The 22,454-nt window shown below is 61.6% G+C and carries 25 protein-coding genes; 11 read left to right on the top strand and 14 right to left on the bottom strand.

Annotated features, from left to right (window positions below; translation table 11 throughout):
• Positions 1-12: 12 nt before the first annotated feature.
• A complete protein-coding gene (gene clpA, locus ACVWVP_RS21035; RefSeq protein WP_176995482.1) occupies positions 13-2,283 on the top strand; it encodes an ATP-dependent Clp protease ATP-binding subunit ClpA in 2,271 nt (756 codons plus the stop codon).
• A 257-nt stretch (positions 2,284-2,540) separates the two neighbouring features.
• Here clpA and infA read toward each other — a convergent pair whose 3' ends face one another.
• From infA to aat, 3 genes are all read right to left on the bottom strand, one after another.
• The gene (gene infA, locus ACVWVP_RS21030; protein ID WP_002553999.1) at positions 2,541-2,759 is read right to left on the bottom strand and encodes a translation initiation factor IF-1; all 219 of its coding nucleotides are present in this window, start codon (positions 2,757-2,759) and stop codon (positions 2,541-2,543) included.
• A 100-nt stretch (positions 2,760-2,859) separates the two neighbouring features.
• Positions 2,860-3,567, bottom strand: a complete 708-nt coding sequence (locus tag ACVWVP_RS21025; RefSeq protein WP_178918791.1) for an arginyltransferase — start codon at positions 3,565-3,567, stop codon at positions 2,860-2,862.
• Between the two features lie 56 nt (positions 3,568-3,623).
• Positions 3,624-4,304 carry a leucyl/phenylalanyl-tRNA--protein transferase gene (gene aat / locus ACVWVP_RS21020; RefSeq protein ID WP_178918790.1) on the bottom strand — a complete coding sequence of 227 codons (681 nt, stop codon included), beginning with the start codon at positions 4,302-4,304 and terminating at the stop codon, positions 3,624-3,626.
• A gap of 498 nt (positions 4,305-4,802) precedes the next feature.
• On the opposite strand from aat, the gene ACVWVP_RS21015 reads away from it, so the two are divergent.
• The 6 genes from ACVWVP_RS21015 to cysG are packed head-to-tail and all read left to right on the top strand — an operon-like array spanning position 4,803 to position 12,305.
• On the top strand, positions 4,803-7,211 hold the full coding sequence (locus ACVWVP_RS21015) for a DNA translocase FtsK (RefSeq protein WP_178918789.1): 2,409 nt from the start codon (positions 4,803-4,805) through the stop codon (positions 7,209-7,211).
• Positions 7,212-7,265: 54 nt separating this feature from the next.
• Positions 7,266-7,889 carry an outer membrane lipoprotein chaperone LolA gene (gene lolA, locus ACVWVP_RS21010; RefSeq protein ID WP_176995486.1) on the top strand — a complete coding sequence of 208 codons (624 nt, stop codon included), beginning with the start codon at positions 7,266-7,268 and terminating at the stop codon, positions 7,887-7,889.
• Positions 7,890-7,916: 27 nt separating this feature from the next.
• Positions 7,917-9,239: a replication-associated recombination protein A gene (locus ACVWVP_RS21005; RefSeq protein WP_178918788.1), complete on the top strand. Its 1,323-nt coding sequence runs from the start codon at positions 7,917-7,919 to the stop codon at positions 9,237-9,239.
• The gene (crcB, locus tag ACVWVP_RS21000) at positions 9,239-9,613 is read left to right on the top strand and encodes a fluoride efflux transporter CrcB (RefSeq protein WP_078049024.1); all 375 of its coding nucleotides are present in this window, start codon (positions 9,239-9,241) and stop codon (positions 9,611-9,613) included. The genes ACVWVP_RS21005 and crcB overlap by 1 nt, the downstream gene beginning before the upstream one ends.
• A 16-nt stretch (positions 9,614-9,629) precedes the next feature.
• Positions 9,630-10,910 (top strand): serine--tRNA ligase, encoded by a 1,281-nt coding sequence (gene serS, locus ACVWVP_RS20995; protein WP_457407785.1) that lies wholly within the window; start codon positions 9,630-9,632, stop codon positions 10,908-10,910.
• Positions 10,911-12,305, top strand: a complete 1,395-nt coding sequence (gene cysG / locus ACVWVP_RS20990; protein WP_178918785.1) for a siroheme synthase CysG — start codon at positions 10,911-10,913, stop codon at positions 12,303-12,305.
• A gap of 49 nt (positions 12,306-12,354) precedes the next feature.
• Here the strand turns inward: cysG and ACVWVP_RS20985 are convergent, their stop codons facing one another.
• The 6 genes from ACVWVP_RS20985 to tusD all read right to left on the bottom strand — a co-directional run bounded on the left by ACVWVP_RS20985 (position 12,355) and on the right by tusD (position 15,824).
• Entirely contained in the window at positions 12,355-13,383 is a 1,029-nt protein-coding gene (locus ACVWVP_RS20985; RefSeq protein WP_457407782.1) for a glutathione S-transferase family protein, read from the bottom strand.
• A gap of 88 nt (positions 13,384-13,471) precedes the next feature.
• A complete protein-coding gene (locus ACVWVP_RS20980) occupies positions 13,472-14,473 on the bottom strand; it encodes a glycosyl transferase family protein (protein ID WP_457407779.1) in 1,002 nt (333 codons plus the stop codon).
• Complete coding sequence (locus ACVWVP_RS20975; RefSeq protein ID WP_178918782.1) at positions 14,470-14,805, bottom strand: TusE/DsrC/DsvC family sulfur relay protein; 336 nt, start codon at positions 14,803-14,805, stop codon at positions 14,470-14,472. The genes ACVWVP_RS20980 and ACVWVP_RS20975 overlap by 4 nt, the downstream gene beginning before the upstream one ends.
• Positions 14,802-15,080, bottom strand: a complete 279-nt coding sequence (gene tusB, locus ACVWVP_RS20970) for a sulfurtransferase complex subunit TusB (protein WP_177052075.1) — start codon at positions 15,078-15,080, stop codon at positions 14,802-14,804. Before tusB ends, ACVWVP_RS20975 begins: the two co-directional genes overlap by 4 nt.
• Positions 15,080-15,430 (bottom strand): sulfurtransferase complex subunit TusC, encoded by a 351-nt coding sequence (gene tusC / locus ACVWVP_RS20965; RefSeq protein ID WP_178918781.1) that lies wholly within the window; start codon positions 15,428-15,430, stop codon positions 15,080-15,082. Before tusC ends, tusB begins: the two co-directional genes overlap by 1 nt.
• Position 15,431: 1 nt before the next feature.
• Positions 15,432-15,824 (bottom strand): sulfurtransferase complex subunit TusD, encoded by a 393-nt coding sequence (tusD, locus tag ACVWVP_RS20960; protein WP_178918780.1) that lies wholly within the window; start codon positions 15,822-15,824, stop codon positions 15,432-15,434.
• A gap of 157 nt (positions 15,825-15,981) precedes the next feature.
• Here tusD and ACVWVP_RS20955 point away from each other — a divergent pair, with 157 nt between their 5' ends.
• Complete coding sequence (locus tag ACVWVP_RS20955; RefSeq protein WP_457407775.1) at positions 15,982-17,145, top strand: CaiB/BaiF CoA transferase family protein; 1,164 nt, start codon at positions 15,982-15,984, stop codon at positions 17,143-17,145.
• Positions 17,146-17,213: 68 nt separating this feature from the next.
• Here ACVWVP_RS20955 and ACVWVP_RS20950 read toward each other — a convergent pair whose 3' ends face one another.
• Together ACVWVP_RS20950 and ACVWVP_RS20945 are read right to left on the bottom strand one after the other, a co-directional pair.
• Complete coding sequence (locus ACVWVP_RS20950; protein WP_176995498.1) at positions 17,214-17,708, bottom strand: SprT family zinc-dependent metalloprotease; 495 nt, start codon at positions 17,706-17,708, stop codon at positions 17,214-17,216.
• A gap of 129 nt (positions 17,709-17,837) precedes the next feature.
• Positions 17,838-18,440, bottom strand: coding sequence for a Yip1 family protein (locus ACVWVP_RS20945; RefSeq protein WP_178918778.1), 603 nt, complete (start codon positions 18,438-18,440; stop codon positions 17,838-17,840).
• 371 nt (positions 18,441-18,811) lie between these two features.
• Here ACVWVP_RS20945 and ttcA point away from each other — a divergent pair, with 371 nt between their 5' ends.
• Together ttcA and ACVWVP_RS20935 are read left to right on the top strand one after the other, a co-directional pair.
• The gene (gene ttcA / locus ACVWVP_RS20940) at positions 18,812-19,636 is read left to right on the top strand and encodes a tRNA 2-thiocytidine(32) synthetase TtcA (protein ID WP_176995500.1); all 825 of its coding nucleotides are present in this window, start codon (positions 18,812-18,814) and stop codon (positions 19,634-19,636) included.
• A gap of 67 nt (positions 19,637-19,703) precedes the next feature.
• Positions 19,704-20,375 carry a DNA-3-methyladenine glycosylase I gene (locus ACVWVP_RS20935; RefSeq protein WP_457407771.1) on the top strand — a complete coding sequence of 224 codons (672 nt, stop codon included), beginning with the start codon at positions 19,704-19,706 and terminating at the stop codon, positions 20,373-20,375.
• A gap of 88 nt (positions 20,376-20,463) precedes the next feature.
• Here ACVWVP_RS20935 and ACVWVP_RS20930 read toward each other — a convergent pair whose 3' ends face one another.
• Genes ACVWVP_RS20930 through arsC form a run of 3 tightly spaced genes read right to left on the bottom strand, consistent with a single transcriptional unit; the run spans position 20,464 to position 21,828 of the window.
• Entirely contained in the window at positions 20,464-20,880 is a 417-nt protein-coding gene (locus ACVWVP_RS20930) for a DUF2069 domain-containing protein (protein WP_457407768.1), read from the bottom strand.
• On the bottom strand, positions 20,864-21,478 hold the full coding sequence (wrbA, locus tag ACVWVP_RS20925; RefSeq protein WP_457407766.1) for an NAD(P)H:quinone oxidoreductase: 615 nt from the start codon (positions 21,476-21,478) through the stop codon (positions 20,864-20,866). Before wrbA ends, ACVWVP_RS20930 begins: the two co-directional genes overlap by 17 nt.
• Complete coding sequence (arsC, locus tag ACVWVP_RS20920) at positions 21,475-21,828, bottom strand: arsenate reductase (glutaredoxin) (RefSeq protein WP_457407763.1); 354 nt, start codon at positions 21,826-21,828, stop codon at positions 21,475-21,477. Before arsC ends, wrbA begins: the two co-directional genes overlap by 4 nt.
• 115 nt (positions 21,829-21,943) lie before the next feature.
• On the opposite strand from arsC, the gene ACVWVP_RS20915 reads away from it, so the two are divergent.
• Positions 21,944-22,405: a redoxin domain-containing protein gene (locus ACVWVP_RS20915; protein WP_457407761.1), complete on the top strand. Its 462-nt coding sequence runs from the start codon at positions 21,944-21,946 to the stop codon at positions 22,403-22,405.
• The last annotated feature ends 49 nt before the right edge of the window (positions 22,406-22,454 follow it).

Genomic DNA, 22,454 nt, shown 5'->3' with positions numbered 1-22,454 from the left:
TGAGGTGAAGCTATGTTAAACCGCGAGCTCGAAGTCACCCTCAATCTTGCCTTCAAGGAGGCCCGTTCGAAACGTCATGAATTTATGACCGTCGAACACCTGCTGTTGGCACTTTTGGATAACGAAGCTGCCGCCACCGTCTTGCGTGCGTGCGGCGCCAACCTCGACAAACTCAAGCATGACCTGCAGGAGTTTATCGACTCCACAACGCCACTGATCCCCGTTCACGATGAAGACCGTGAAACCCAGCCGACCCTGGGCTTCCAGCGGGTGCTTCAGCGTGCCGTGTTCCATGTGCAGAGCTCCGGCAAGCGAGAAGTCACAGGCGCCAACGTGCTTGTGGCGATCTTCAGTGAACAGGAAAGCCAGGCAGTGTTCCTGCTCAAGCAGCAGAGCGTTGCCCGTATCGATGTCGTCAACTACATCGCCCACGGTATCTCCAAGGTGCCCGGGCACGGCGATCATTCCGAGGGTGAGCAGGATATGCAGGACGACGAGGGCGGTGAGTCTTCTTCTTCGGGCAATCCACTGGATGCCTATGCCAGCAACCTCAATGAACTGGCGCGCCAGGGGCGGATCGATCCGCTGGTGGGGCGTGAGAATGAGGTTGAGCGTGTAGCGCAGATCCTCGCGCGTCGTCGCAAGAACAACCCGTTGCTGGTGGGTGAGGCAGGCGTGGGCAAGACCGCGATTGCCGAAGGCCTGGCCAAGCGCATTGTCGACAACCAGGTGCCAGACCTGCTGGCCAACAGTGTCGTCTATTCCCTGGACCTGGGCGCGTTGCTCGCCGGGACCAAGTACCGTGGCGACTTCGAGAAGCGCTTCAAGGCGCTGCTCGGCGAGCTGAAAAAACGCCCGCAGGCGATCCTGTTCATCGACGAAATTCACACCATCATTGGTGCCGGTGCGGCGTCCGGTGGGGTGATGGACGCCTCCAACCTGCTCAAGCCGCTGTTGTCGTCGGGTGATATCCGCTGCATCGGCTCGACCACGTTCCAGGAATTCCGTGGCATCTTCGAAAAAGACCGTGCACTGGCGCGTCGCTTCCAGAAAGTCGACGTGTCCGAGCCTTCGGTTGAAGACACCATCGGCATCCTGCGCGGGCTCAAAGGGCGCTTCGAGGCGCACCACGGCATCGAGTACACCGATGAAGCCCTGCGCTCGGCGGCTGAGCTGGCGTCGCGCTACATCAATGATCGACACATGCCGGACAAGGCCATCGACGTGATCGACGAGGCGGGTGCCTACCAGCGCCTGCAACCGGTCGAGAAGCGTGTGAAGCGCATCGACGTGCCTCAGGTCGAGGACATTGTGGCGAAGATCGCGCGGATTCCGCCAAAACACGTCACCAGTTCCGACAAAGAGCTGCTGCGTAACCTCGAGCGCGACCTGAAACTGACCGTTTTTGGCCAGGATGCGGCGATCGACTCGTTGTCCACCGCGATCAAGCTGTCCCGTGCGGGCCTCAAGTCGCCGGACAAGCCAGTGGGTTCGTTCCTGTTCGCAGGCCCGACGGGCGTCGGCAAGACCGAGGCGGCGCGGCAATTGGCGAAGGCCATGGGGATCGAGCTGGTACGTTTCGACATGTCCGAATACATGGAGCGTCACACTGTGTCGCGCCTGATCGGTGCGCCTCCGGGCTATGTCGGTTTCGACCAGGGCGGCCTTTTGACCGAGGCCATCACCAAGCAACCGCATTGCGTGTTGCTGCTCGATGAAATCGAGAAGGCTCACCCGGAAGTCTTCAACCTGCTGCTGCAGGTGATGGACCACGGGACCCTGACCGACAACAACGGGCGCAAAGCGGACTTCCGCAACGTGATCGTGATCATGACCACCAACGCCGGTGCCGAAACGGCCGCGCGGGCTTCGATTGGCTTCAGCCATCAGGATCACTCCTCCGATGCCATGGAAGTGATCAAGAAGAGCTTCACGCCGGAGTTCCGCAACCGTCTGGACACCATTATCCAGTTTGGTCGCCTCAGCCATGAGGTCATCAAAAGCGTGGTGGACAAGTTCCTTACCGAGCTTCAGGCGCAGTTGGAAGACAAGCGCGTGCAGCTGGAAGTCACGGACGCGGCACGCAGCTGGCTGGCCGAAGGTGGTTACGATGCGGCAATGGGCGCTCGCCCGATGGCGCGTCTGATCCAGGACAAGATCAAGCGGCCATTGGCCGAAGAGATCCTGTTCGGCGAGTTGTCCGACCATGGCGGCGTGGTGCACATCGACCTGAAGGACGGCGAGCTGACCTTCGAGTTCGAAACCACGGCTGAAATGGCCTGATAGCTGACTGCAATAAAGCAAAAGGCGCCGAAAGGCGCCTTTTTGCTGTGTGTAATGAGGTTGGCCGCTATCGCATGATCACTGAAGATCCACTGTGGAAGCTGGCTTGTCTGCGATAGCGGCGGCCCAACTCGCCTATGTGTGACTGATCCACCGCCATCGCAGGCAAGCCAGCTCCCACAGGAGAATGGTGGTGATGGTTAAATAGCGCACACACAAAAACGCCCGGCATAACCGGGCGTTTTGTATTGACTTGCTTAGCGAGCGCGGTAAGTGATGCGCCCTTTGCTCAAGTCATAGGGCGTCAGCTCGACGCGCACTTTGTCACCGGTAAGAATACGAATGTAGTTCTTGCGCATCTTGCCGGAGATATGCGCGGTTACGACGTGCCCATTTTCCAACTCCACACGAAACATGGTGTTGGGCAGGGTGTCGACGACAGTGCCTTCCATTTCGAAGCTGTCTTCTTTCGACATGCAGTAAAGCCCTCGGTATCCAGTGAATGGCCCGGTGCAACTGCGCCAGGCAAAAGCGGCGTGCATTGTGCCCGAAAAAGGGTGTTTAAGCCAAGGGGTTCTAGTTAAGCACGACCCATCTTTGATTAATCAGCAGTTCAATGGGCCGATATTGGGTCTTGTAGTTCATCTTTTTGCAGTTTTTGATCCAGTAGCCCAGGTACACCGCTTCCAGTTCCAGGCGCAGGGCTTCGCCGATTTGCCATAGGATGGCAAAGCGCCCGAGGCTGCGGCGCTCTTCGGCGGGTTCATAGAAGGTATAAACCGCCGAAAGGCCGTTGGGCAGCAAGTCGGTGACCGCGACGGCCAGCAGGCGGCCGTTGAGGCGAAACTCATAAAATCGCGAAAACGGCAGGTCGCGCACCAGAAACGTCGAAAACTGATCGCGGCTTGGCGGAAACATATCGCCGTCGGCATGGCGTTGTTCGATGTAGCGCTGGTAAAGGTCGAAATATTCTTCGCTGAACCGAGGTTTGGTGGCGGTGACCGTCAGGTCGGCGTTGCGCTTGAGGATGCGCTTCTGATTGCGGTCCGGCAGGAATTGCGCCACCGGAATGCGCGCCGGTACGCAGGCGTTGCAATTCTGGCAGTGAGGGCGGTACAGGTGATCGCCGCTGCGCCGGAAGCCCATCTCGGAAAGGTCGGCATACACATGCACGTCCATCGGCTGGCTGGGATCGAGGAACAGCGTCGTGGCCTGCTCGTCGGGCAGATAGCTGCAAGAGTGGGCTTGAGTGGCATAGAACTTCAATCGCGCCAGCTCGGTCATGATCAACCCTCGGGATAAGCTTTGAAATAAGTGTAAGCCAGGTGCGCGCAAGTCGCCTAGGAAACCCACGGTCCAGAGCTGGCTTGGTCCAGGTGGTCGCGCAGGAAACCGGCAAAAACGTCGCGCGGTATGGCCCTGGCGCCGAGGCTGTGCAGGTGGTCATTGGGCATCTGGCAGTCGATCAGGACGAAACCCCAGGCCTGCAGTTGGCGGGTGAGTGTGGCAAAGCCGAATTTCGAAGCGTTGTCGGCGCGGCTGAACATGGACTCGCCGAAGAACAGTTGCCCCATCGCCAGGCCGTACAGGCCGCCCACCAGCGTGCCCGCATCCCACACTTCCACAGAGTGTGCGTAGCCGCGGTGGTGCAGCTCCAGGTACGCATTCTGGATACCTTCGGTGATCCAGGTGCTGTCAGCGTAGGCGCGCGGCGCAGCGCAGGCCTGGATGACGGCGGCGAAGTCCTGGTCGAAGGTCACGGTATAGCGCTGCTGGCGCAGCAGTTTCGCAAGGCTGCGCGAGACATGCAGCTCGTCGGGGAAGATCACGGTGCGCGGGTCCGGCGACCACCAGAGGATCGGCTGGCCATCGGAGAACCACGGAAAGCAGCCATGGCGATAGGCCTGGACCAGTCGTTCGGCCGACAGGTCGCCACCGGCGGCCAGCAGGCCATTGGGTTCACGCATGGCCTTGGCCAGCGGTGGGAAAGTCAAAGAGTCGCGTTGCAACCAGGTCAGCATGGCATCCAGGCTTACGGAAGGGGAGGGGAGTGGCAGGTCAGGCGCCTGCCGCACAAGTGCTGATTATTGTCGACGCAGCGCTGTGGGGCCAGCCCGAATCGGGTGTCGGCACGGATTAGCGTGAGCAGGTGTTTCTGCAACTCTGGGTCATCGTCGCGGTCGTAATCGGGTCCGCGCCGTGCAGGCCATTTGGCAAGCTAGTCCGGATTGATAAAAACAGCTCATAAGCCTTTGTCAGCAAAGACAATGCATGCTCAAATTGACCGCGTCATAACAACACAATTGTCTATGCTGCTGGGTAAGGGGCAAGGGCGTGGCATCGGGGGCACAAACCCGTACAATGCGGCCATTGTGGCGTTATCGCCATTTCACCTAGCCGTTATCCGGTGTTAAAAGTAGATTCAACGACATTCGTTCATTTTTCAGCTGCTCGGATTGGGCAGTCATGTGCAGTCATTCAACAGATGGACGCGCTGATGGCGCAGGAATAGACCCGTTTTGAAGAAATCCGCCGCAACACCCAAAGCAGCAGTCGTGCCGGCCTGGCGCCAGCACCTGCATTATCGACTCAAGGAAGGTGCGTTGATCGCGATCGGCGCGCTGTGCCTGTTCCTGATGATGGCCTTGCTCACGTATGGCAAGGACGATCCGGGCTGGAGCCACAACAGCAAGATCGAAGACGTGCAAAACTTCGGCGGGCCTGCCGGTTCCTACAGCGCCGATATCCTGTTCATGGTGCTGGGTTACTTCGCTTACATCTTCCCCTTGTTGCTTGCGATCAAGACCTGGCAGATCTTCCGCCAGCGTCATGAGCCATGGCAGTGGAGCGGCTGGCTGTTTTCCTGGCGCCTGATCGGCCTGGTGTTCCTGGTGCTGTCCGGCGCGGCGCTGGCCCACATTCATTTCCATGCACCCACCGGTCTGCCGGCGGGCGCGGGCGGCGCGCTGGGCGAAAGCCTCGGTGACCTGGCCCGCAGGACCCTGAATATCCAGGGCAGCACCCTGATGTTCATCGCGTTGTTCCTGTTCGGCCTCACGGTGTTCACCGACCTGTCCTGGTTCAAGGTGATGGACGTGACCGGCAAAATCACCCTCGACCTGCTGGAGCTGTTCCAGGGCGCCGCCAACCGCTGGTGGGAAGCGCGTGTCGACCGCAAGCGCATGGTGGCCCAGTTGCGTGAGGTGGACACCCGCGTCAACGAGGTCGTCGCCCCGAGCACACCGGACCGTCGCGAGCAGGCCAAGGTCAAGGAGCGCCTTATCGAGCGCGAACAGGCCCTGAGCAAGCACATGTCGGACCGCGAGAAGCAGGTGCCGCCGGTGATCGCTCCTGCGCCGCCCAAGGCCCCCGAGCCGAGCCATCGCGTGCAGAAAGAGAAACAGGCGCCGCTGTTTGTCGACAGCGCCGTCGAAGGCACCTTGCCGCCGATCTCGATCCTCGACCCGGCCGAAAAGAAACAACTCAACTATTCCCCGGAATCCCTGGCGGCCGTCGGCCACCTGCTGGAAATCAAGCTCAAGGAATTCGGCGTCGAAGTGTCGGTGGACTCCATCCACCCCGGCCCGGTGATCACCCGCTACGAAATCCAGCCCGCCGCCGGTGTCAAGGTCAGCCGTATCGCCAACCTGGCCAAAGACCTGGCTCGCTCCCTGGCCGTGACCAGCGTGCGTGTGGTGGAGGTGATTCCCGGCAAGACCACCGTGGGTATCGAGATTCCCAACGAAGACCGCCAGATCGTGCGCTTCTCCGAAGTGCTGTCGACACCGGAATACGACAACTTCAAGTCGCCGGTCACCCTGGCCCTGGGCCACGACATCGGCGGCAAGCCGGTGATCACGGACCTGGCGAAAATGCCTCACCTGCTGGTGGCCGGTACCACTGGTTCCGGTAAGTCGGTGGGTGTGAACGCGATGATCCTGTCGATCCTGTTCAAGTCCGGCCCGGAAGACGCCAAGCTGATCATGATCGACCCGAAAATGCTCGAACTGTCGATCTACGAAGGCATCCCGCACCTGTTGTGTCCGGTGGTCACCGACATGAAGGACGCCGCCAACGCCCTGCGCTGGAGCGTTGCCGAGATGGAGCGCCGCTACAAGCTGATGGCGAAGATGGGCGTGCGTAACCTGTCGGGTTTCAACGCCAAGATCAAGGAAGCCCACGAGCGCGGCGAGACCATTGACGACCCGTTGTACAGGCGCGAAAGCATTCACGACGAAGCGCCGAAGCTGACCAAGCTGCCGACCATCGTGGTGGTGGTCGACGAATTTGCCGACATGATGATGATCGTCGGCAAGAAGGTTGAAGAACTCATCGCACGTATCGCCCAGAAGGCCCGTGCGGCCGGTATCCACCTGATCCTCGCCACCCAGCGGCCATCGGTGGACGTGATCACCGGCCTGATCAAGGCCAACATCCCCACGCGCATGGCGTTCCAGGTGTCGAGCAAGATCGACTCGCGGACCATCATCGACCAAGGCGGCGCCGAGCAACTGTTGGGCCACGGTGACATGCTCTACATGCCGCCCGGCACCAGTCTGCCGATCCGGGTTCACGGCGCGTTCGTGTCCGACGATGAAGTGCACCGCGTGGTGGAAGCCTGGAAGCTACGGGGCGCACCGGAATACAACGACGACATCCTCAACGGCGTCGAAGAGGCTGGCAGCGGCTTTGAAAACGGCGGCGGTGGCGGTGAAGACGATGCCGAAACCGATGCCCTGTATGACGAAGCCGTGGCGTTTGTGCTGGAAAGCCGTCGTGCCTCGATCTCTGCGGTACAGCGCAAGCTGAAGATCGGCTACAACCGCGCCGCCCGCATGATCGAAGCCATGGAAATGGCCGGCGTCGTCACCGCAATGAACACCAACGGCTCGCGCGAAGTCATTGCCCCCGGGCAGATGCGCGACTGATCCCGCGCCGCGTGGCAGCACGCGGCGCGCCCTGACCATTCAATGAGGACTCCCATGCGTCTTATCCGCATGCTGTTGTTGCCGGCCCTGGCCCTGACCGCTGTTTCGGCCCATGCCGACCCGGCTTCCGTTGCCAGCCTGACCAACCTGTTGGACAAATCCAAGACCCTGACCGCACGTTTCTCGCAGCTGACCCTGGATGCCGGCGGCACCCAGCTGCAGCAAACCGAAGGCGAAATGGCCGTGCAGCGCCCAGGGCTGTTCTACTGGCACACCGAAGGCAAGTCCGAGCAGACCATCGTCTCCGACGGCCAGAAAGTCACCCTGTGGGACCCGGATCTGGAACAGGCGACCATCAAGAAGCTTGACCCGCGCCTGAACCAGACCCCGGCCTTGCTGCTGTCCGGTGATGTGTCGAAGATCAATGACAGCTTCGAAATCACCTCCAAGCAAACCAGCAACGTGATTGAGTTCACCCTCAAGCCCAAATCCAAGGACACGCTGTTCGACAGCCTGAACCTGTCGTTTGGCAACGGTGTGATCAACAACATGCGCCTGATCGACAGCGTCGGCCAGCGCACCGATATCCTGTTCTCCGGGGTCAAGGCCAATGAGCCGGTGCCGGCGTCCAAGTTCAAGTTCGACATCCCCAAGGGTGCCGACGTGATCCAGGAATAATCTGCCCAGAGGTTTCAAACGCTGCCCATGGATTTGTTTCGAAGTGACCCGATTGCTCAACCTTTGGCCGCGCGCCTGCGCTCGACCAACCTGGATGAGTACGTCGGCCAGGAACACCTGCTCGCCCGTGGCAAGCCATTGCGCGAAGCCCTGGAGCAGGGTGCGCTGCACTCGATGATTTTCTGGGGGCCGCCAGGCGTGGGCAAGACCACCCTGGCGCGGCTGCTGGCGAAAGTCTCGGATGCGCACTTCGAAACGGTCTCGGCGGTGCTCGCCGGGGTCAAGGAGATCCGCCAGGCGGTGGACGTGGCCAAGCAGCAGGCCGGGCAGTACGGCAAGCGCACCATCCTGTTTGTCGACGAAGTGCATCGCTTCAACAAGTCGCAGCAGGATGCGTTCCTGCCCTATGTCGAAGACGGCACGCTGATCTTCATCGGCGCCACCACCGAAAACCCCTCGTTCGAGTTGAACAACGCCTTGCTCTCGCGGGCGCGGGTCTACGTGCTCAAGAGCCTGGACGAGGCGGCGATGCAAAAGCTGCTGCAGCGCGCCCTGAGTGAAGACAAAGGGCTGGGCAAGCGCCAGCTGAGCGTCAGTGACGAAGGTTTCAAGATCCTGCTCAGTGCCGCTGACGGCGATGGGCGGCGCTTTCTCAACCTGCTGGAAAACGCCTCGGACCTGGCCGAAGATGGCGGCGAGATAGGCGTCGACCTGCTGCAGAGCCTGCTCGGTGATACCCGTCGTCGTTTCGACAAGGGTGGCGAAGCCTTCTACGATCAGATCTCGGCGCTGCACAAATCCGTGCGTGGCTCCAACCCCGACGGCGCACTGTACTGGTTTGCACGGATGATCGACGGTGGTTGCGACCCGCTCTACCTCGCGCGCCGTGTGGTGCGCATGGCCAGCGAAGACATCGGCAATGCTGACCCGCGCGCGCTGAGCCTGTGCCTTGCCGCGTGGGACGTGCAGGAGCGCCTCGGCAGCCCCGAAGGCGAGCTGGCCGTGGCCCAGGCCATTACCTACCTGGCCTGCGCGCCCAAAAGCAACGCGGTGTACATGGGCTTCAAGTCTGCGTTGCGAGCTGCCGCCGAGTACGGCTCACTCGAAGTGCCGATGCACTTGCGCAATGCGCCGACCAAACTGATGAAGCAATTGGGCTACGGTGATGAATACCGCTATGCCCACGATGAGCCGGACGCCTATGCGGCGGGTGAAGACTACTTCCCCGATGAGCTTGAGCCGCTGGCGCTCTATCAGCCGGTGCCCCGTGGGCTGGAGCTGAAGATTGGTGAAAAGCTCAATCACCTCGCGCAACTGGATCGACTCAGCCCCCGGCAGCGGAGAAAGTAGTGCTCAAGACGATTCTTGCCGTGTCCGCAGCCGGCATCGCTGGTACATTATTGCGTTTCGCCGCGGGCACCTGGGTCAGCGCCAACTGGCCGAAGCATTTTTATGCGGCGACCCTGGCGGTCAACCTGGTGGGCTGCCTGATCATCGGGCTGTTGTACGGCTGGTTCCTGTTGCGCCCGGAAGTACCGATTGAAATTCGCGCCGGCTTGATTGTCGGCTTTGTAGGCGGTCTGACGACCTTTTCATCCTTTTCACTGGATACGCTGCGCCTGCTGGAAAGCGGGCAGGCCCTGGTAGCCTTCGGTTATCTGGGCATCAGCGTGTTCGGCGGGCTGCTCGCCACCTGGGCTGGCCTGTCCTTGACCAAACTTTGATAAACGAGAGACCGACATGCTCGATTCCAAACTGTTACGTAGCAACCTTCAGGACGTAGCGGACCGCCTGGCATCCCGTGGCTTTGCCTTGGACGTCGCGCGCATCGAAGCGCTGGAAGAACAGCGCAAGACCGTCCAGACCCGCACCGAAGCACTGCAGGCTGAGCGTAATGCGCGTTCCAAATCCATCGGTCAGGCCAAGCAGCGCGGCGAAGACATCGCGCCGTTGATGGCGGATGTCGAGCGCATGGGCACCGAGCTGTCCGAGGGCAAGGTCGAGCTGGACAAGATCCAGACCGAGCTGGACTCGATCCTGCTGGGCATTCCAAACGTGCCTCACGAATCCGTGCCGATTGGCGAAGACGAAGACGGCAACGTCGAAGTGCGCCGCTGGGGCACGCCAACCGCTTTTGATTTCGAGATCAAGGACCACGTCGCCCTGGGCGAATTGACCGGCGGCCTGGACTTCGAAACCGCGGCGAAAATGTCCGGCGCACGCTTTGCCTTGCTGCGCGGTCCTATCGCGCGCATGCACCGTGCCCTGGCGCAGTTCATGATCAACCTGCACACCGCCGAGCACGGTTACGAAGAGGCCTACACCCCTTACCTGGTGCAGGCGCCGGCGCTGGTGGGCACCAGCCAACTGCCGAAATTCGAAGAAGACCTGTTCAAGATCAGCCGCGACGGCGAAGCCGACCTGTACCTGATCCCGACGGCCGAAGTGTCGCTGACCAACATCGTTTCTGGCGAAATTCTCGACGCCAAGCAACTGCCCCTGAAGTTTGTGGCGCACAGCCCATGCTTCCGCAGCGAAGCCGGTGCTTCGGGCCGTGACACTCGCGGCATGATCCGCCAGCACCAGTTCGACAAAGTCGAGATGGTGCAAGTGGTCGAGCCGTCGAAGTCGATGGAAGCCCTGGAAGGCCTGACCGCCAACGCCGAACGCGTCCTGCAACTGCTGGAACTGCCGTACCGCGTGCTCGCGCTGTGCACCGGCGACATGGGGTTCAGCGCCGTGAAGACCTACGACCTCGAAGTGTGGGTGCCGAGCCAGGACAAGTACCGCGAGATTTCGTCGTGCTCCAACTGCGGTGATTTCCAGGCCCGTCGCATGCAAGCGCGTTTCCGTAACCCGGAAACCGGCAAGCCGGAGCTGGTGCACACCCTCAACGGTTCCGGCCTGGCCGTGGGCCGTACGCTGGTGGCAGTGCTGGAAAACTACCAGCAGGCTGACGGTTCGATCCGCGTACCGGACGTGCTCAAGCCTTACATGGCGGGCGTTGAGGTCATCCGCTAAATGGAATTTCTGCCGCTGTTTCATAACCTGCGCGGCAGTCGTGTGTTGGTCGTCGGTGGCGGGGAGATTGCCTTGCGCAAATCCCGGCTGCTGGCCGACGCCGGTGCGTTGCTGCGGGTGGTTGCTCCCCAGATCGAAAGCCAGCTCAACGAGTTGGTGCTGGGTAGTGGCGGGGAACTGATTTTGCGCGGTTACCAGGAGGCCGACCTCGACGGGTGCACCCTGATCATCGCCGCCACCGACGATGAGCCACTGAACGCGCAAGTGTCCAGTGATGCCAAGCGTCGTTGCGTGCCGGTCAATGTGGTGGACGCGCCGGCCTTGTGCAGCGTGATCTTCCCGGCGATTGTCGACCGTTCACCGTTGGTGATTGCAGTGTCCAGCGGTGGCGATGCGCCGGTGCTGGCACGCTTGATCCGCGCCAAGCTGGAAACCTGGATCCCGTCCACCTACGGCCAACTGGCCGGGTTGGCGGCGCGCTTTCGTGCCCAGGTGAAGAATTTGTACCCGGATGTGCAGCAACGTCGCGCGTTCTGGGAAGACGTCTTCCAGGGCCCGATTGCCGACCGCCAACTGGCCGGGCAGGGCGCCGAGGCCGAGCGGCTGTTGATCGAGAAGGTCAACGGCGCACCGCCAGACGCGCCGGGTGAGGTGTACCTGGTGGGCGCCGGCCCCGGCGACCCGGACCTGCTGACCTTCCGCGCCTTGCGCCTGATGCAGCAGGCTGACGTGGTGCTGTACGACCGCCTGGTCGCACCGGCGATCCTTGAGCTGTGCCGTCGTGACGCCGAGCGCGTGTACGTCGGCAAACGCCGCGCCGATCACGCTGTGCCGCAAGACCAGATCAACCAGCAATTGGTCGACCTGGCCAAGCAAGGCAAGCGGGTGCTGCGCCTCAAGGGTGGCGATCCGTTCATCTTTGGGCGCGGCGGCGAAGAGATTGAGGAATTGGCGGCCCACGGCATCCCGTTCCAGGTGGTGCCGGGTATCACGGCGGCCAGCGGTTGCGCGGCGTATGCCGGGATCCCGTTGACCCACCGCGATTATGCGCAGTCGGTGCGGTTCATCACCGGGCATTTGAAGGACGGCACGTCAGACTTGCCTTGGCATGACCTGGTGGGCCCCTCGCAGACCTTGGTGTTCTACATGGGCCTGATCGGTCTGCCGATCATCTGCGAACAGCTGATCAAGCATGGTCGTGCGGCGGATACGCCAGCGGCGTTGATTCAGCAGGGCACCACCTCCAACCAGCGCGTGTTCACCGGCACCCTGGCCGACTTGCCGCGCATGGTGGCGGAGCATGAAGTGCATGCCCCGACACTGGTGATCGTTGGTGAGGTGGTGGTGCTGCGCGAGAAGCTCAAGTGGTTCGAAGGCGCCCAATCTCAACTCTGAACCTTGTAGTGAGCGGGCTTGCCCCGCGCCGCAGTGTGTCAGGCAGACTCTAGGCGCCTGGTATATCGCCGCGCGGGGCAAGCCCGCTCACTACAGACTTACCGTTTAATCGTTCGCGGTTGTGCTGGGTATCGAACGATTGCGAGGGCCCTTTAGGCACAATCCCCGTCGGATTGATCGTGCGATGGCTCGCGTAGTAATGCCCCTTGATGTGCGCAAAATCCACCGTCTCGGCCACTCCCGGCCACTGATACATTTCCCTTAGCCAGTTCGACAGGTTCGGATAATCCGCAATCCTGCGCAGGTTGCATTTGAAGTGCCCGTAATACACCGCGTCAAAGCGAATCAGCGTGGTGAACAGGCGCACGTCGGCTTCGGTCAGGTACTCACCGGCCAGGTAGCGATGATCGCTCAGGTGTTGTTCCAGGTGATCCAGCTCGGCAAACACATCATCAAACGCACGCTCATACGCCTGCTGCGACGTGGCGAAGCCTGCGCGGTACACGCCGTTGTTCACGGCGGGGTAGATGCGCTCGTTCAGGGCGTCGATGGTCGGGCGCAAGGCCTCGGGGTAGAAGTCCAGGGTGTTGCCGGTCAGGCCGTTGAAGGCGCTATTGAACATGCGGATGATCTCCGCCGACTCGTTGCTCACGATGCGCTTGAGCTTTTTGTCCCACAGCACCGGCACCGTGACGCGGCCGGTGTAGTCGGCGTTATCGGCGGTGTAGCGTTGGTGCATGAAATTGAAGTCATCCAGCGTGTCGCCGGTGGAGCCGTGGGCCTTGTCGAAGGTCCAGCCGTTCTCCAGCATCAGCCAACTGACCACCGACACGTCGATTAGGTCTTCCAGGCCCTTGAGCTTGCGCAGGATCAGGGTGCGATGGGCCCAAGGGCAGGCCAGGGACACATACAGGTGATAGCGGCCGGCCTCGGCCTTGAAGCCGCCTTCGCCGCTCGGGCCGGGCGCGCCGTCGGCGGTGACCCAGTTCCGGCGTTGTGCCTGTTCGCGTTGGAATGCGCCATCGGCGCTACTTTCGTACCACTGGTCTTTCCAGTGTCCTTCGATCAGCAAGCCCATGACTGGCTCCTCGGCTAATAAGCGTTGGAGGCCAGTCTAAAGGGCTGAGTTCGATTTAAAAGCGCAAAGACCGGGCGTGAATAATCGATTAAATCGATTTGTCCCGCGCGTCCCAGTACTGCTGGGCCAGCACGAACGCCTGTTCCCGCGGGTGACCGAGGCCACGCAAGGCCAGGGCCATGGTGGCGATCAGGGCCAATTGCGGGTAGCTGTCTTCGACATCGCCACGCCACAGAGCCTTGAGGTGTTCGGGCTCCAGCGCCGCCGGCTTGACGTGGCGCTGGGCGGAGAGGGCAGGCCATTCTTCGTCCCAGCTTTCGCCACCGGTGGTGCCGTACAGATGGCTGGCGGAGTCGGGATTGATCTCGATTTCGCCGCCATCGCCTTTCACCACAATCACGTTATCGCCCAGCAGGCCGCTGGCATCGCGGTGCACGCCCTGATAGCCCGGGTGAAAGATGCTTTGCAGGCCCAGGCGCGCATTCAGCGGGTTGAGCAGGCGCGCCAGGGAGTGGATCGGTGAGCGCAGGCCCAGGGTGTTGCGCAAATCGATCATGCGTTGCAGTTGCGGTGCCCAGTCGCCCAGCGGGATAAACGCCAGGTTGCCATGCTCATAGGCCGCCTCGACCTGCTGCCAAGTGCGGCACAGCGGGATCTGCAAACCTTCCAGCAATTGTTCGGTGTACAGCCGACCGGCCGTGTGCGCGCCGCCGCCGTGCATGAGGATGCGCACGCCGTTCTGTGCCAGGCATTTGGCCGCCAGCAGGTACCACGGCAGGTGGCGCTTCTTGCCGGCGTAGGTCGGCCAGTCGATATCCACGTTCAACGCCGGGGCGTCGAGGCGTTCGCGCACGGCTTCGGTGAAGCCGGCGAGTTCTTCCGGGCTTTCTTCCTTGTGGCGCAGCAGCATCAGGAAGGCGCCGAGCTGGGTGTCTTCGACTTTTTCATCGAGCAGCATGCCCATGGCTTCGCGGGCTTCCTCGCGGGTGAGGTTGCGCGCGCCGCGCTTGCCTTTGCCCAGGATGCGCACGAACTGCGCAAACGGGTGTTCGGCCGGGGTTTGGAGGGTCAGCGGGGCAAAGTCGGTCATAAGCAATTCGTCGGCCTGGGCAGGCCCGCCAGCTTGGCGGCGAGTTTGGCGGGAGTGCCGTTGAACAGTTTGTTGAGGTGCAGGCTGTTGCCCTTTTCCGGGCCGAGCTTCAAGGCGGTGTACTTGATCAGCGGGCGCGTGGCCGGGGACAGCTGGAACTCGGCGTAGAAACCGCGCAGCAGTTCGAGGATTTCCCAGTGGGCCGGGGTCAGCTCCAGGGACTCGGCGGCGGCCAGGGCGTTGGCCACGTCGGCAGACCATTGATTGAGGTCGACGAGGTAGCCGTCCTTGTCCAGCTCAAGGGTGTGTTCGCCTACGGTCAGGGTGTTCATAGCCAGGTGTTGACCTTGTCGTAGTCGATCGACAACTGCACGAAGCCCGGGTAGTCGACGCTGTCGGCCCAGTCCGGCAGGGGCAGGTTACGTGCCTGCATGTCTTCGGCCAGCACAAACACCTTCACGCCCTTGGTGTGCAGGGCAGGGGCATGGAGCCCGTAGGCGCCGTCGCCGCACAGCAGGATTGCGTCCTCGGTGCCGCAGATACGCAGGCAGCTGTCGAGACGGCTATCGGAAAACGGCGAGTGAGACACCACATGTAAAGTCGACATCAGAGGGTAATCACCTGGTCGTAACGGTCAATCAATTCGGAAATGGCTTCGTTGCTCAACGGTTGCGCCTCGGTGGGCGGCGTCAAGCCACGCACGGCCATGCTATGACGGCAGACAAATACGTCGTCGATGCCGAACAGCCCCAATGCCTGCAGGTTGGCGCTGAGGTCCTTCTGTTGTACGGCCTTGGCATTCTGGTGCGGTGCGAGCTGGAACACGCCGTCATCCATGAACAGCAGGCCGATCGGCAGATCGAAGGCGCCACCGGCCAGCACGATGTCCAGGGCTTCCCGCGCACTCGGGCCGGACCAGGGCGCCTGGCGGCTGATCACCAATAAGGATTTGGACATCTCACGGCCCTCCAAAGCAGATCAGGCGGTCGGCGACCTGCGCAGCATCGTGCAACTGCCCCAGGCCGGAGAGCGCCCACGGCGCTTCCAGGTTCACCGCGCTGCGTTGATAACGCGTGGCTTCCTCCTGGTTGAGCACGCCACGGCGCAGGGCGGCGGCGATGCACACCACGCCGTCGAGGCTGTGCTCGCTGACAAATTCGCGCCATTGGCGGGCGATGTCTTGCTCGTCCTGAGGGGCGACGATGGCGTTGGAAGCGCTGTACACGCCGTCCTGATAGAAAAACAGCCGCACGATCTCATGCCCGCCGGCCAGCGCGGCCTTGGCAAACAGCAAGGCGCGGCGCGAGGAGGGCGCATGGGCGGCGGAAAACAGGGCAATTGCAAACTTCATGGAACACTCTGCCAGCAAACGTGGGCCAATGATAAAGCCGCCGCCACGAAAAAGCCCGCCGTGATCAAAACGGTCACTGTCGCTGACCGTTCCGGCGATTGCCGACGGGCCCAAGGCTGCCTAGTCTGTGGGCACCCGAAACGGAATTGGAGTGCCCATGTCAGGTCCCTTGGCGTCCCTCAAAGTACTGGATTTCTCCACCTTGCTGCCCGGCCCGTTTGCGTCGTTGATGCTGGCGGACATGGGCGCCGAGGTGCTGCGTATCGAATCGCCCACACGCCCGGACTTGCTGCGGGTGTTGCCGCCCCACGACCACGGCACTTCGGCGAGCCACGCCTACCTCAATCGCAACAAACGCAGCCTGGCGCTGGACCTCAAACAGGCCGAGGCGCTGGAAATCGTGCGCGCGCTGGTCAAGGAATACGACATTGTCCTGGAGCAGTTCCGGCCCGGGGTGATGGAGCGCCTGGGCCTGGGGTATGAGGCGCTGAAGGCGATCAACCCCGGGCTGATTTATGTGTCGATCACCGGTTACGGCCAGACCGGCCCCTACAAGGACCGCGCCGGGCACGACATCAATTACCTGGCGCTGGCGGGGGTGGCCAGCTACACCGGGCGCGAGGACAGCGGGCCGGTGCCGCTGGGCGTACAACTGGCGGATGTGGGCGGGGGCTCGTTGCATGCGGTGGTGGGGTTGCTGGCGGCGGTTATCGCCCGGCAACAGAGCGGGGTGGGCCAGTACCTGGATGTGAGCATGACCGATTGCTCGTTCAGCCTGAACGCCATGGCCGGCGCGGGCTACCTGGCGTGCGGGGTGGAGCCGGCGCGGGAAAACCATGTGCTGAACGGCGGCAGTTTCTATGACTACTACCGCTCGCGGGAGGGGCGCTGGATGTCGGTGGGCAGCCTGGAACCGGCGTTCATGCAGCAGCTCTGCGAGGCGTTGGGGCGGCCGGAGTTGGCGGCGTTGGGCTTGTCACCCAAACTCAAGGCGGCCCTGCAGGTTGAATTTGAGAAGCGCAGCTTTGATGAGCTGTGTGAGCTGTTCGCCGGGGTGGATGCGTGCGTGGAGCCGGTGTTGAGCTTGAGTGAGGCTGTGGCGCATCCACAGCTCAAGGCGCGGCAGCTGGTGAGCCAGGTGCCGAGGGGGGATGGGTCGACCCAGGCGCAAATTGCTTGCCCGTTGAAATTTTCCGAGGGTTTGCCAGCCCCCAAGCATATTGGGGCCGCCGTGGGGGCGCACACGGATGAAGTGCTGGCAGAGCTGGGTTTCAGTGTTCAGCAGATAGATGCCTGGCGGCAAACCGGCGCAATCCTGTAGGAACCGGCTTGCCGGCGATGGCGATCTTGAGGGCGCAATCGCCGGCAAGCCAGCTCCTACAGAGAAGGTCATTCCACCCGGGTTTCCCCGGTAAACACCAAGGTCTGCCGGCACCGCCGACACAAATACCGCCGCCCCTGAGCGACGAGCCCATGGCGCTGCGACGAAAACGGAAAATCACTGTCCGCACACGGGCAGCGGTAGATATAGCGGGTCACCTGGCGGCGCTTCACTTCATAGGTGTGGCAACGATCAGGCGGCAGCTCGTAGACCCCACGCATGATCAATTGCCATTCCTCGCCATGGGGCTGGATGCGCTCGCCAAATAATTGGTGGGCGATCAGGTGCGCCACTTCGTGGGCCACGGTCTGCTTGAGGAAGTGCTGGGTGTTTTCACGGTACAGCTGTGGGTTGAAACGCAGCAGGTTCTCGTGCAAATGCGCGACACCGGCCTTCTGGCCCCGCAGCTTGAGGCTGACCTGGGGGCGTTTGAAACTTCGTTTGAAAAAGGATTCGGCTTGTAGGAAACAATCTTCGACGCGGGTATTGAGTTGCTCGGGCATGCTTTACATATCTCCAGAGACCTCCAGTATGCCGCAAAGCTGGGTGTTTCCGAATCTGTCAGGCGCCGAATGGTCATGCATAACGCACAAAGCCACCTTGCGGTGGCCTTGCTCACAGTTTGAAACTGGCTAGTTGGTGTAGATCGGCCCCACGCCCAGGCCCCACACGATCACGGTAAACGCCATGATCGCCACCAGCACCACCAGGCCCACGGCCAATACCGAGCTGGAAAACAGGAAGCCCTCATCCGGGTCGATGTTCATGAAGGTCGGCAGGCCCACATACAACAGGTACACCGTGTAGCAGATCGCCGCCGTACCCACGATCATGCCCAGCCACATATGCGGGTAGAGCGCGGCCAACCCACCGATGAACAGGGGGGTGGCGGTGTAGGTGGCAAACGCGACGCAGCGCGCCATGCTGGGGTTGGCGTCGTAGGTGCGCGCCATCCAGTGGATGAACGCACCCATCACCGCCACGCCGCCGAGCATGGCCGCGTAGGACATGAGGGTCATCCATAACGCGCTTTCCTGGGTCAACATCACCGGCGCACGGCTGCCGATGACCCAACCGACCTGGGTGGTACCGATAAAGGCTGATATGGCGGGGATCGCCGCGAGAATCAGGGTGTGAGTGAGGTACATGTGGCCGATGCTTTCTTCTTTATCGCCACGGATTTCCCGCCATTCCTGGTCGGGATGGGTAAAAAGCCCCACGACGTGATGGATCATGCCAGTCACTCCTGTCGTTATTACCATCGCCCCCCATCGGAGCGCCCACGGGCCAAATGGCCACAAAGGTCTGGATATATGTGCGACCTCAAGTCGCAGTATAGGAAGTGATGACCGGAAAAACTGTAGGGCTTTAGAGCAAATCGCGCTGTAAACGGGGAGCTTAATCGCGGCGAGGTCTGTCTGGACTGCCACGGTCGATGTGGGAGCTGGCTTGCCTGCTAAAGCGGCGGGTCAGAAACAAATGAGCTGGCTGATCCACTGCTTTCGCAGGCAAGCCAGCTCCCACATTGGATCGGCGTCGCCCATTGAAGTATTTTTGCGTAAAATGCTGCGCTTTTCGTCACACACCTCTAGCGGATCCAAGCGCCATGGGCACTCTTACGGTCAACCAGAACAAACTGCAAAAACGCCTGCGTCGCCTGGCCGGTGAAGCGGTCGCCGATTTCAACATGATTGAGGACGGCGACAAGGTCATGGTCTGCCTCTCCGGCGGCAAAGACAGCTACACCATGCTCGACGTGCTGTTGCACCTGCAGAAGGTCGCACCGATCAAGTTCGAGATCGTCGCCGTCAACATGGACCAGAAACAGCCGGGCTTCCCGGAGCATGTGCTGCCGGCCTACCTCAAAGAGTTGGGCGTGGAGTACCACATCGTCGAGAAAGACACCTATTCGGTGGTCAAGGAACTGATCCCTGAAGGCAAGACCACCTGCTCGCTGTGCTCGCGCCTGCGCCGCGGCACGCTCTACACGTTCGCTGATGAAATCGGCGCAACCAAGATGGCCCTGGGGCATCACCGCGACGACATCGTCGAGACCTTTTTCCTCAATATGTTCTTCAACGGCTCCCTCAAGGCGATGCCGCCCAAGCTGCGTGCCGACGACGGGCGCAACGTGGTGATTCGCCCGCTGGCGTATTGCAACGAGAAGGACATCCAGGCCTACTCCGACCTCAAGCAGTTCCCGATCATCCCGTGCAACCTGTGCGGCTCCCAGGAAAACCTGCAGCGCCAGGTGGTCAAGGAGATGCTGGTGGACTGGGAACGCAAGACCCCGGGCCGTACCGAGAGCATTTTCCGCAGCCTGCAGAATGTACAGCCGTCACAGTTGGCTGACCGCAACCTGTTCGATTTCACCAGCTTGAAGATCGACGAGACGGCCGCATCGCGCTTCGTCAATGTTGTGAACCTCTGAGCGATTCCAATGCTCTGACACACGGCGCTCGCGGGCGCCGTTTTCAATTCCATTGCCAGGAGAGGGCATGCGCGATTACAAGTGGCTGCACGAATATTGTCTGAACCGTTTTGGTTCGGCGGCCGAGCTGGAAGCCCACCTGCCTGTACCCCATACCCCGGCGCAATTGCGCAAGATCAGCGATGATCGTTACCTGTCCACCCTGGCGCTGCGGGTGTTTCGCGCGGGGCTCAAGCACAGCGTGGTGGATGCCAAGTGGCCGGCGTTCGAAAAAGTGTTTTTCGGCTTCGACCCGGAAAAAGTCGTGCTGATGGGCGCCGAGCATTTGGAGCGACTGATGCAGGACACCAGCATCATCCGCCACCTGGGCAAGCTCAAGAGCGTGCCGCGCAATGCGCAGATGATCCTCGACATCCAGCAGGAGAAGGGCAGCTTCGGTGCCTTTATCGCCGACTGGCCGGTGACGGATATCGTCGGGCTGTGGAAGTACCTGAGCAAACACGGGTACCAGTTGGGCGGGCTGTCGGCGCCGCGCTTCTTACGCATGGTGGGCAAGGACACCTTTGTGCCGAGTTATGACGTGGTGGCGGCGCTGAACGCGCAGAAGATCATCGACAAGGTGCCCACCAGCTTGCGGGATCTGGCGACGGTGCAGGGGGCGTTCAACCAGTGGCATGCCGAGAGTGGGCGGCCGATGTGCCAGCTGTCGATGATGCTGGCTTATACGGTGAATCATTGAGATTGAGGTGATGCCATCGCCGGCAAGCCGGCTCCTACAGGGGAATGCATTCCAAATGTAGGAGCCGGCTTGCCGGCGATAGCGGTCTTCAGGCCACCACAGGCTTAGCCAGCCGGCGATTGAGCTGATGCCGCCACCGCACATACAGCAACGCCGTACAAAACACCGCCAGGCTCGCCAACATCTCCAGTACTCCGAACCACTGCCGGTTCGGGTCATACGCTGCCAGCGCGCCCTTGATGAAATACAGGTTCACCACAAAGCACATCCACGAATAGCCGCGCGCGCTACCGAGCAACATCCCCGGCGCGAGGATCAGCAGCGGCACCAATTCGATCACCAGGATCACCCACGGCCGCGCGCCATGCAGGTCGGCGACGAACAGGTAATACACGCACAACAACCCCACCAGGCCCAGGAACGCCAGCAGGCTCAAGATGCGGGCGACTTTCACCCGTGGCTCCAGCCACGCCTGGGGCGGCAGGACCTTAGGCTTCCTGGCCACGGCCGTTCTCCAGCAGGATCGCGGTTTTCGCCAGGCGCAGGCCCAGGGCGCGACACAGGGTGATTTCATGCTGATCGAGCATGCGCTTGCCGTCCGGTCCCGAATGGTGGCTGGCGCCATAGGGCGTGCCGCCGCCCTGGGTGTCGAGCAGGGCTTGCTCGCTGTAGGGCAGGCCGGTGATCAACATGCCGTGGTGCAGCAGCGGCAGCAGCATCGACATCAAGGTGGTTTCCTGGCCGCCATGCAGGCTGGCGGTGGAGGTGAACACTCCGGCCGGCTTGCCGACGAGGGCGCCGGTGAGCCACAGGTTGCTGGTGCCGTCGAGGAAGTACTTGAGCGGCGCCGCCATGTTGCCGAAGCGGGTTGGGCTGCCCAGGGCCAGGCCCGAACAGTGTTTCAAGTCGTCCAGGCTGGCATACAGCGCGCCTTCGTCCGGAATGCTGGGGGCCACGGCCTCGCACTCGGCGGAAATCGCCGGCACGGTGCGCAGGCGCGCTTCCAGCCCGGCCTGCTCGATGCCCCGGGCGATCTGCCGGGCCATTTCGCTCACCGCGCCATTGCGGCTGTAATACAACACCAGCACATACGGCGTCGTCACGGCAGGATCTCCAGCACGTTTTCCGGCGGGCGGCCGATGATGGCTTTGTCGGCGGTTTCCAGGATCGGGCGTTCCATCAACTTGGGGTGCTCGGCGATGGCCGCAATCAATTGCGCTTCGCTGAGGCTGGTGTCGGCCAGGTTGAGGGTTTTGTATTCGTCTTCGCCAGTGCGCAGCAATTGGCGGGCGCTGAGGCCGAGCTTGGCCAGCAGGGCCTTCAATTGCGCCGCGCCCAGTGGGGTTTCCAGGTAGCGCACCACGGTCGGGGTGAGGCCACGGGCTTCCAGCAGTTCCAGCGCACCGCGGGATTTCGAGCAGCGCGGGTTGTGATAAAGCGTCAGATCGGTCATGTGCGGGTCGCATCTTGCGTAAGGTGGCGGGTATTCTACCCGGGCTGCGCCCCGTCCTTAAACCGTAAGAGGCGATAGGTCGCAGCCAACGTTCATTTTTGCGAAGGATTACCCCATGACAAGGCGACTGATCGGTGCATTGGCGATCATCACAACCCTGCTGCTCAGCGGCTGCGGTAACGATTACGGCGTTGACCAATATGGCCAGAAAGTGGCGGCCGAGCGCCTGGACAAGCAGTGGGTGGTGGTCAACTACTGGGCCGAATGGTGTGGCCCGTGCCGCACGGAAATCCCGGAGCTCAATGCCCTGGCCGAGCAGCTGAAAGCGCAGAAGGTAGGGGTGTTCGGGGTCAACTTCGACAATGTGCAAGGTGAAGAACTCAAGGCCGCCAGCGAGAAGCTGGGGATCAAGTTCACCGTGCTGGCGCAGAACCCGGAAGAGATTTTCGATATCCCGCGCAGCGAAGCGTTGCCGGTGACCTACATCATCGATAACAAGGGCAAGGTGCGCGAGCAGTTGATGGGTGAGCAGACGGCGGAAGGGGTGCTGGCCAAGCTCAAGGCCCTGCGCGGATAAATCAACAACACATAACCCCTGTGGGAGCGGGCCCTACATACAGGGGAAG

Source organism: Pseudomonas sp. TE24901, assembly GCF_054058375.1.
The sequence above is the reverse complement of the archived record's forward strand: the minus strand, read 5'-3'. Positions and strand labels throughout refer to the sequence as shown.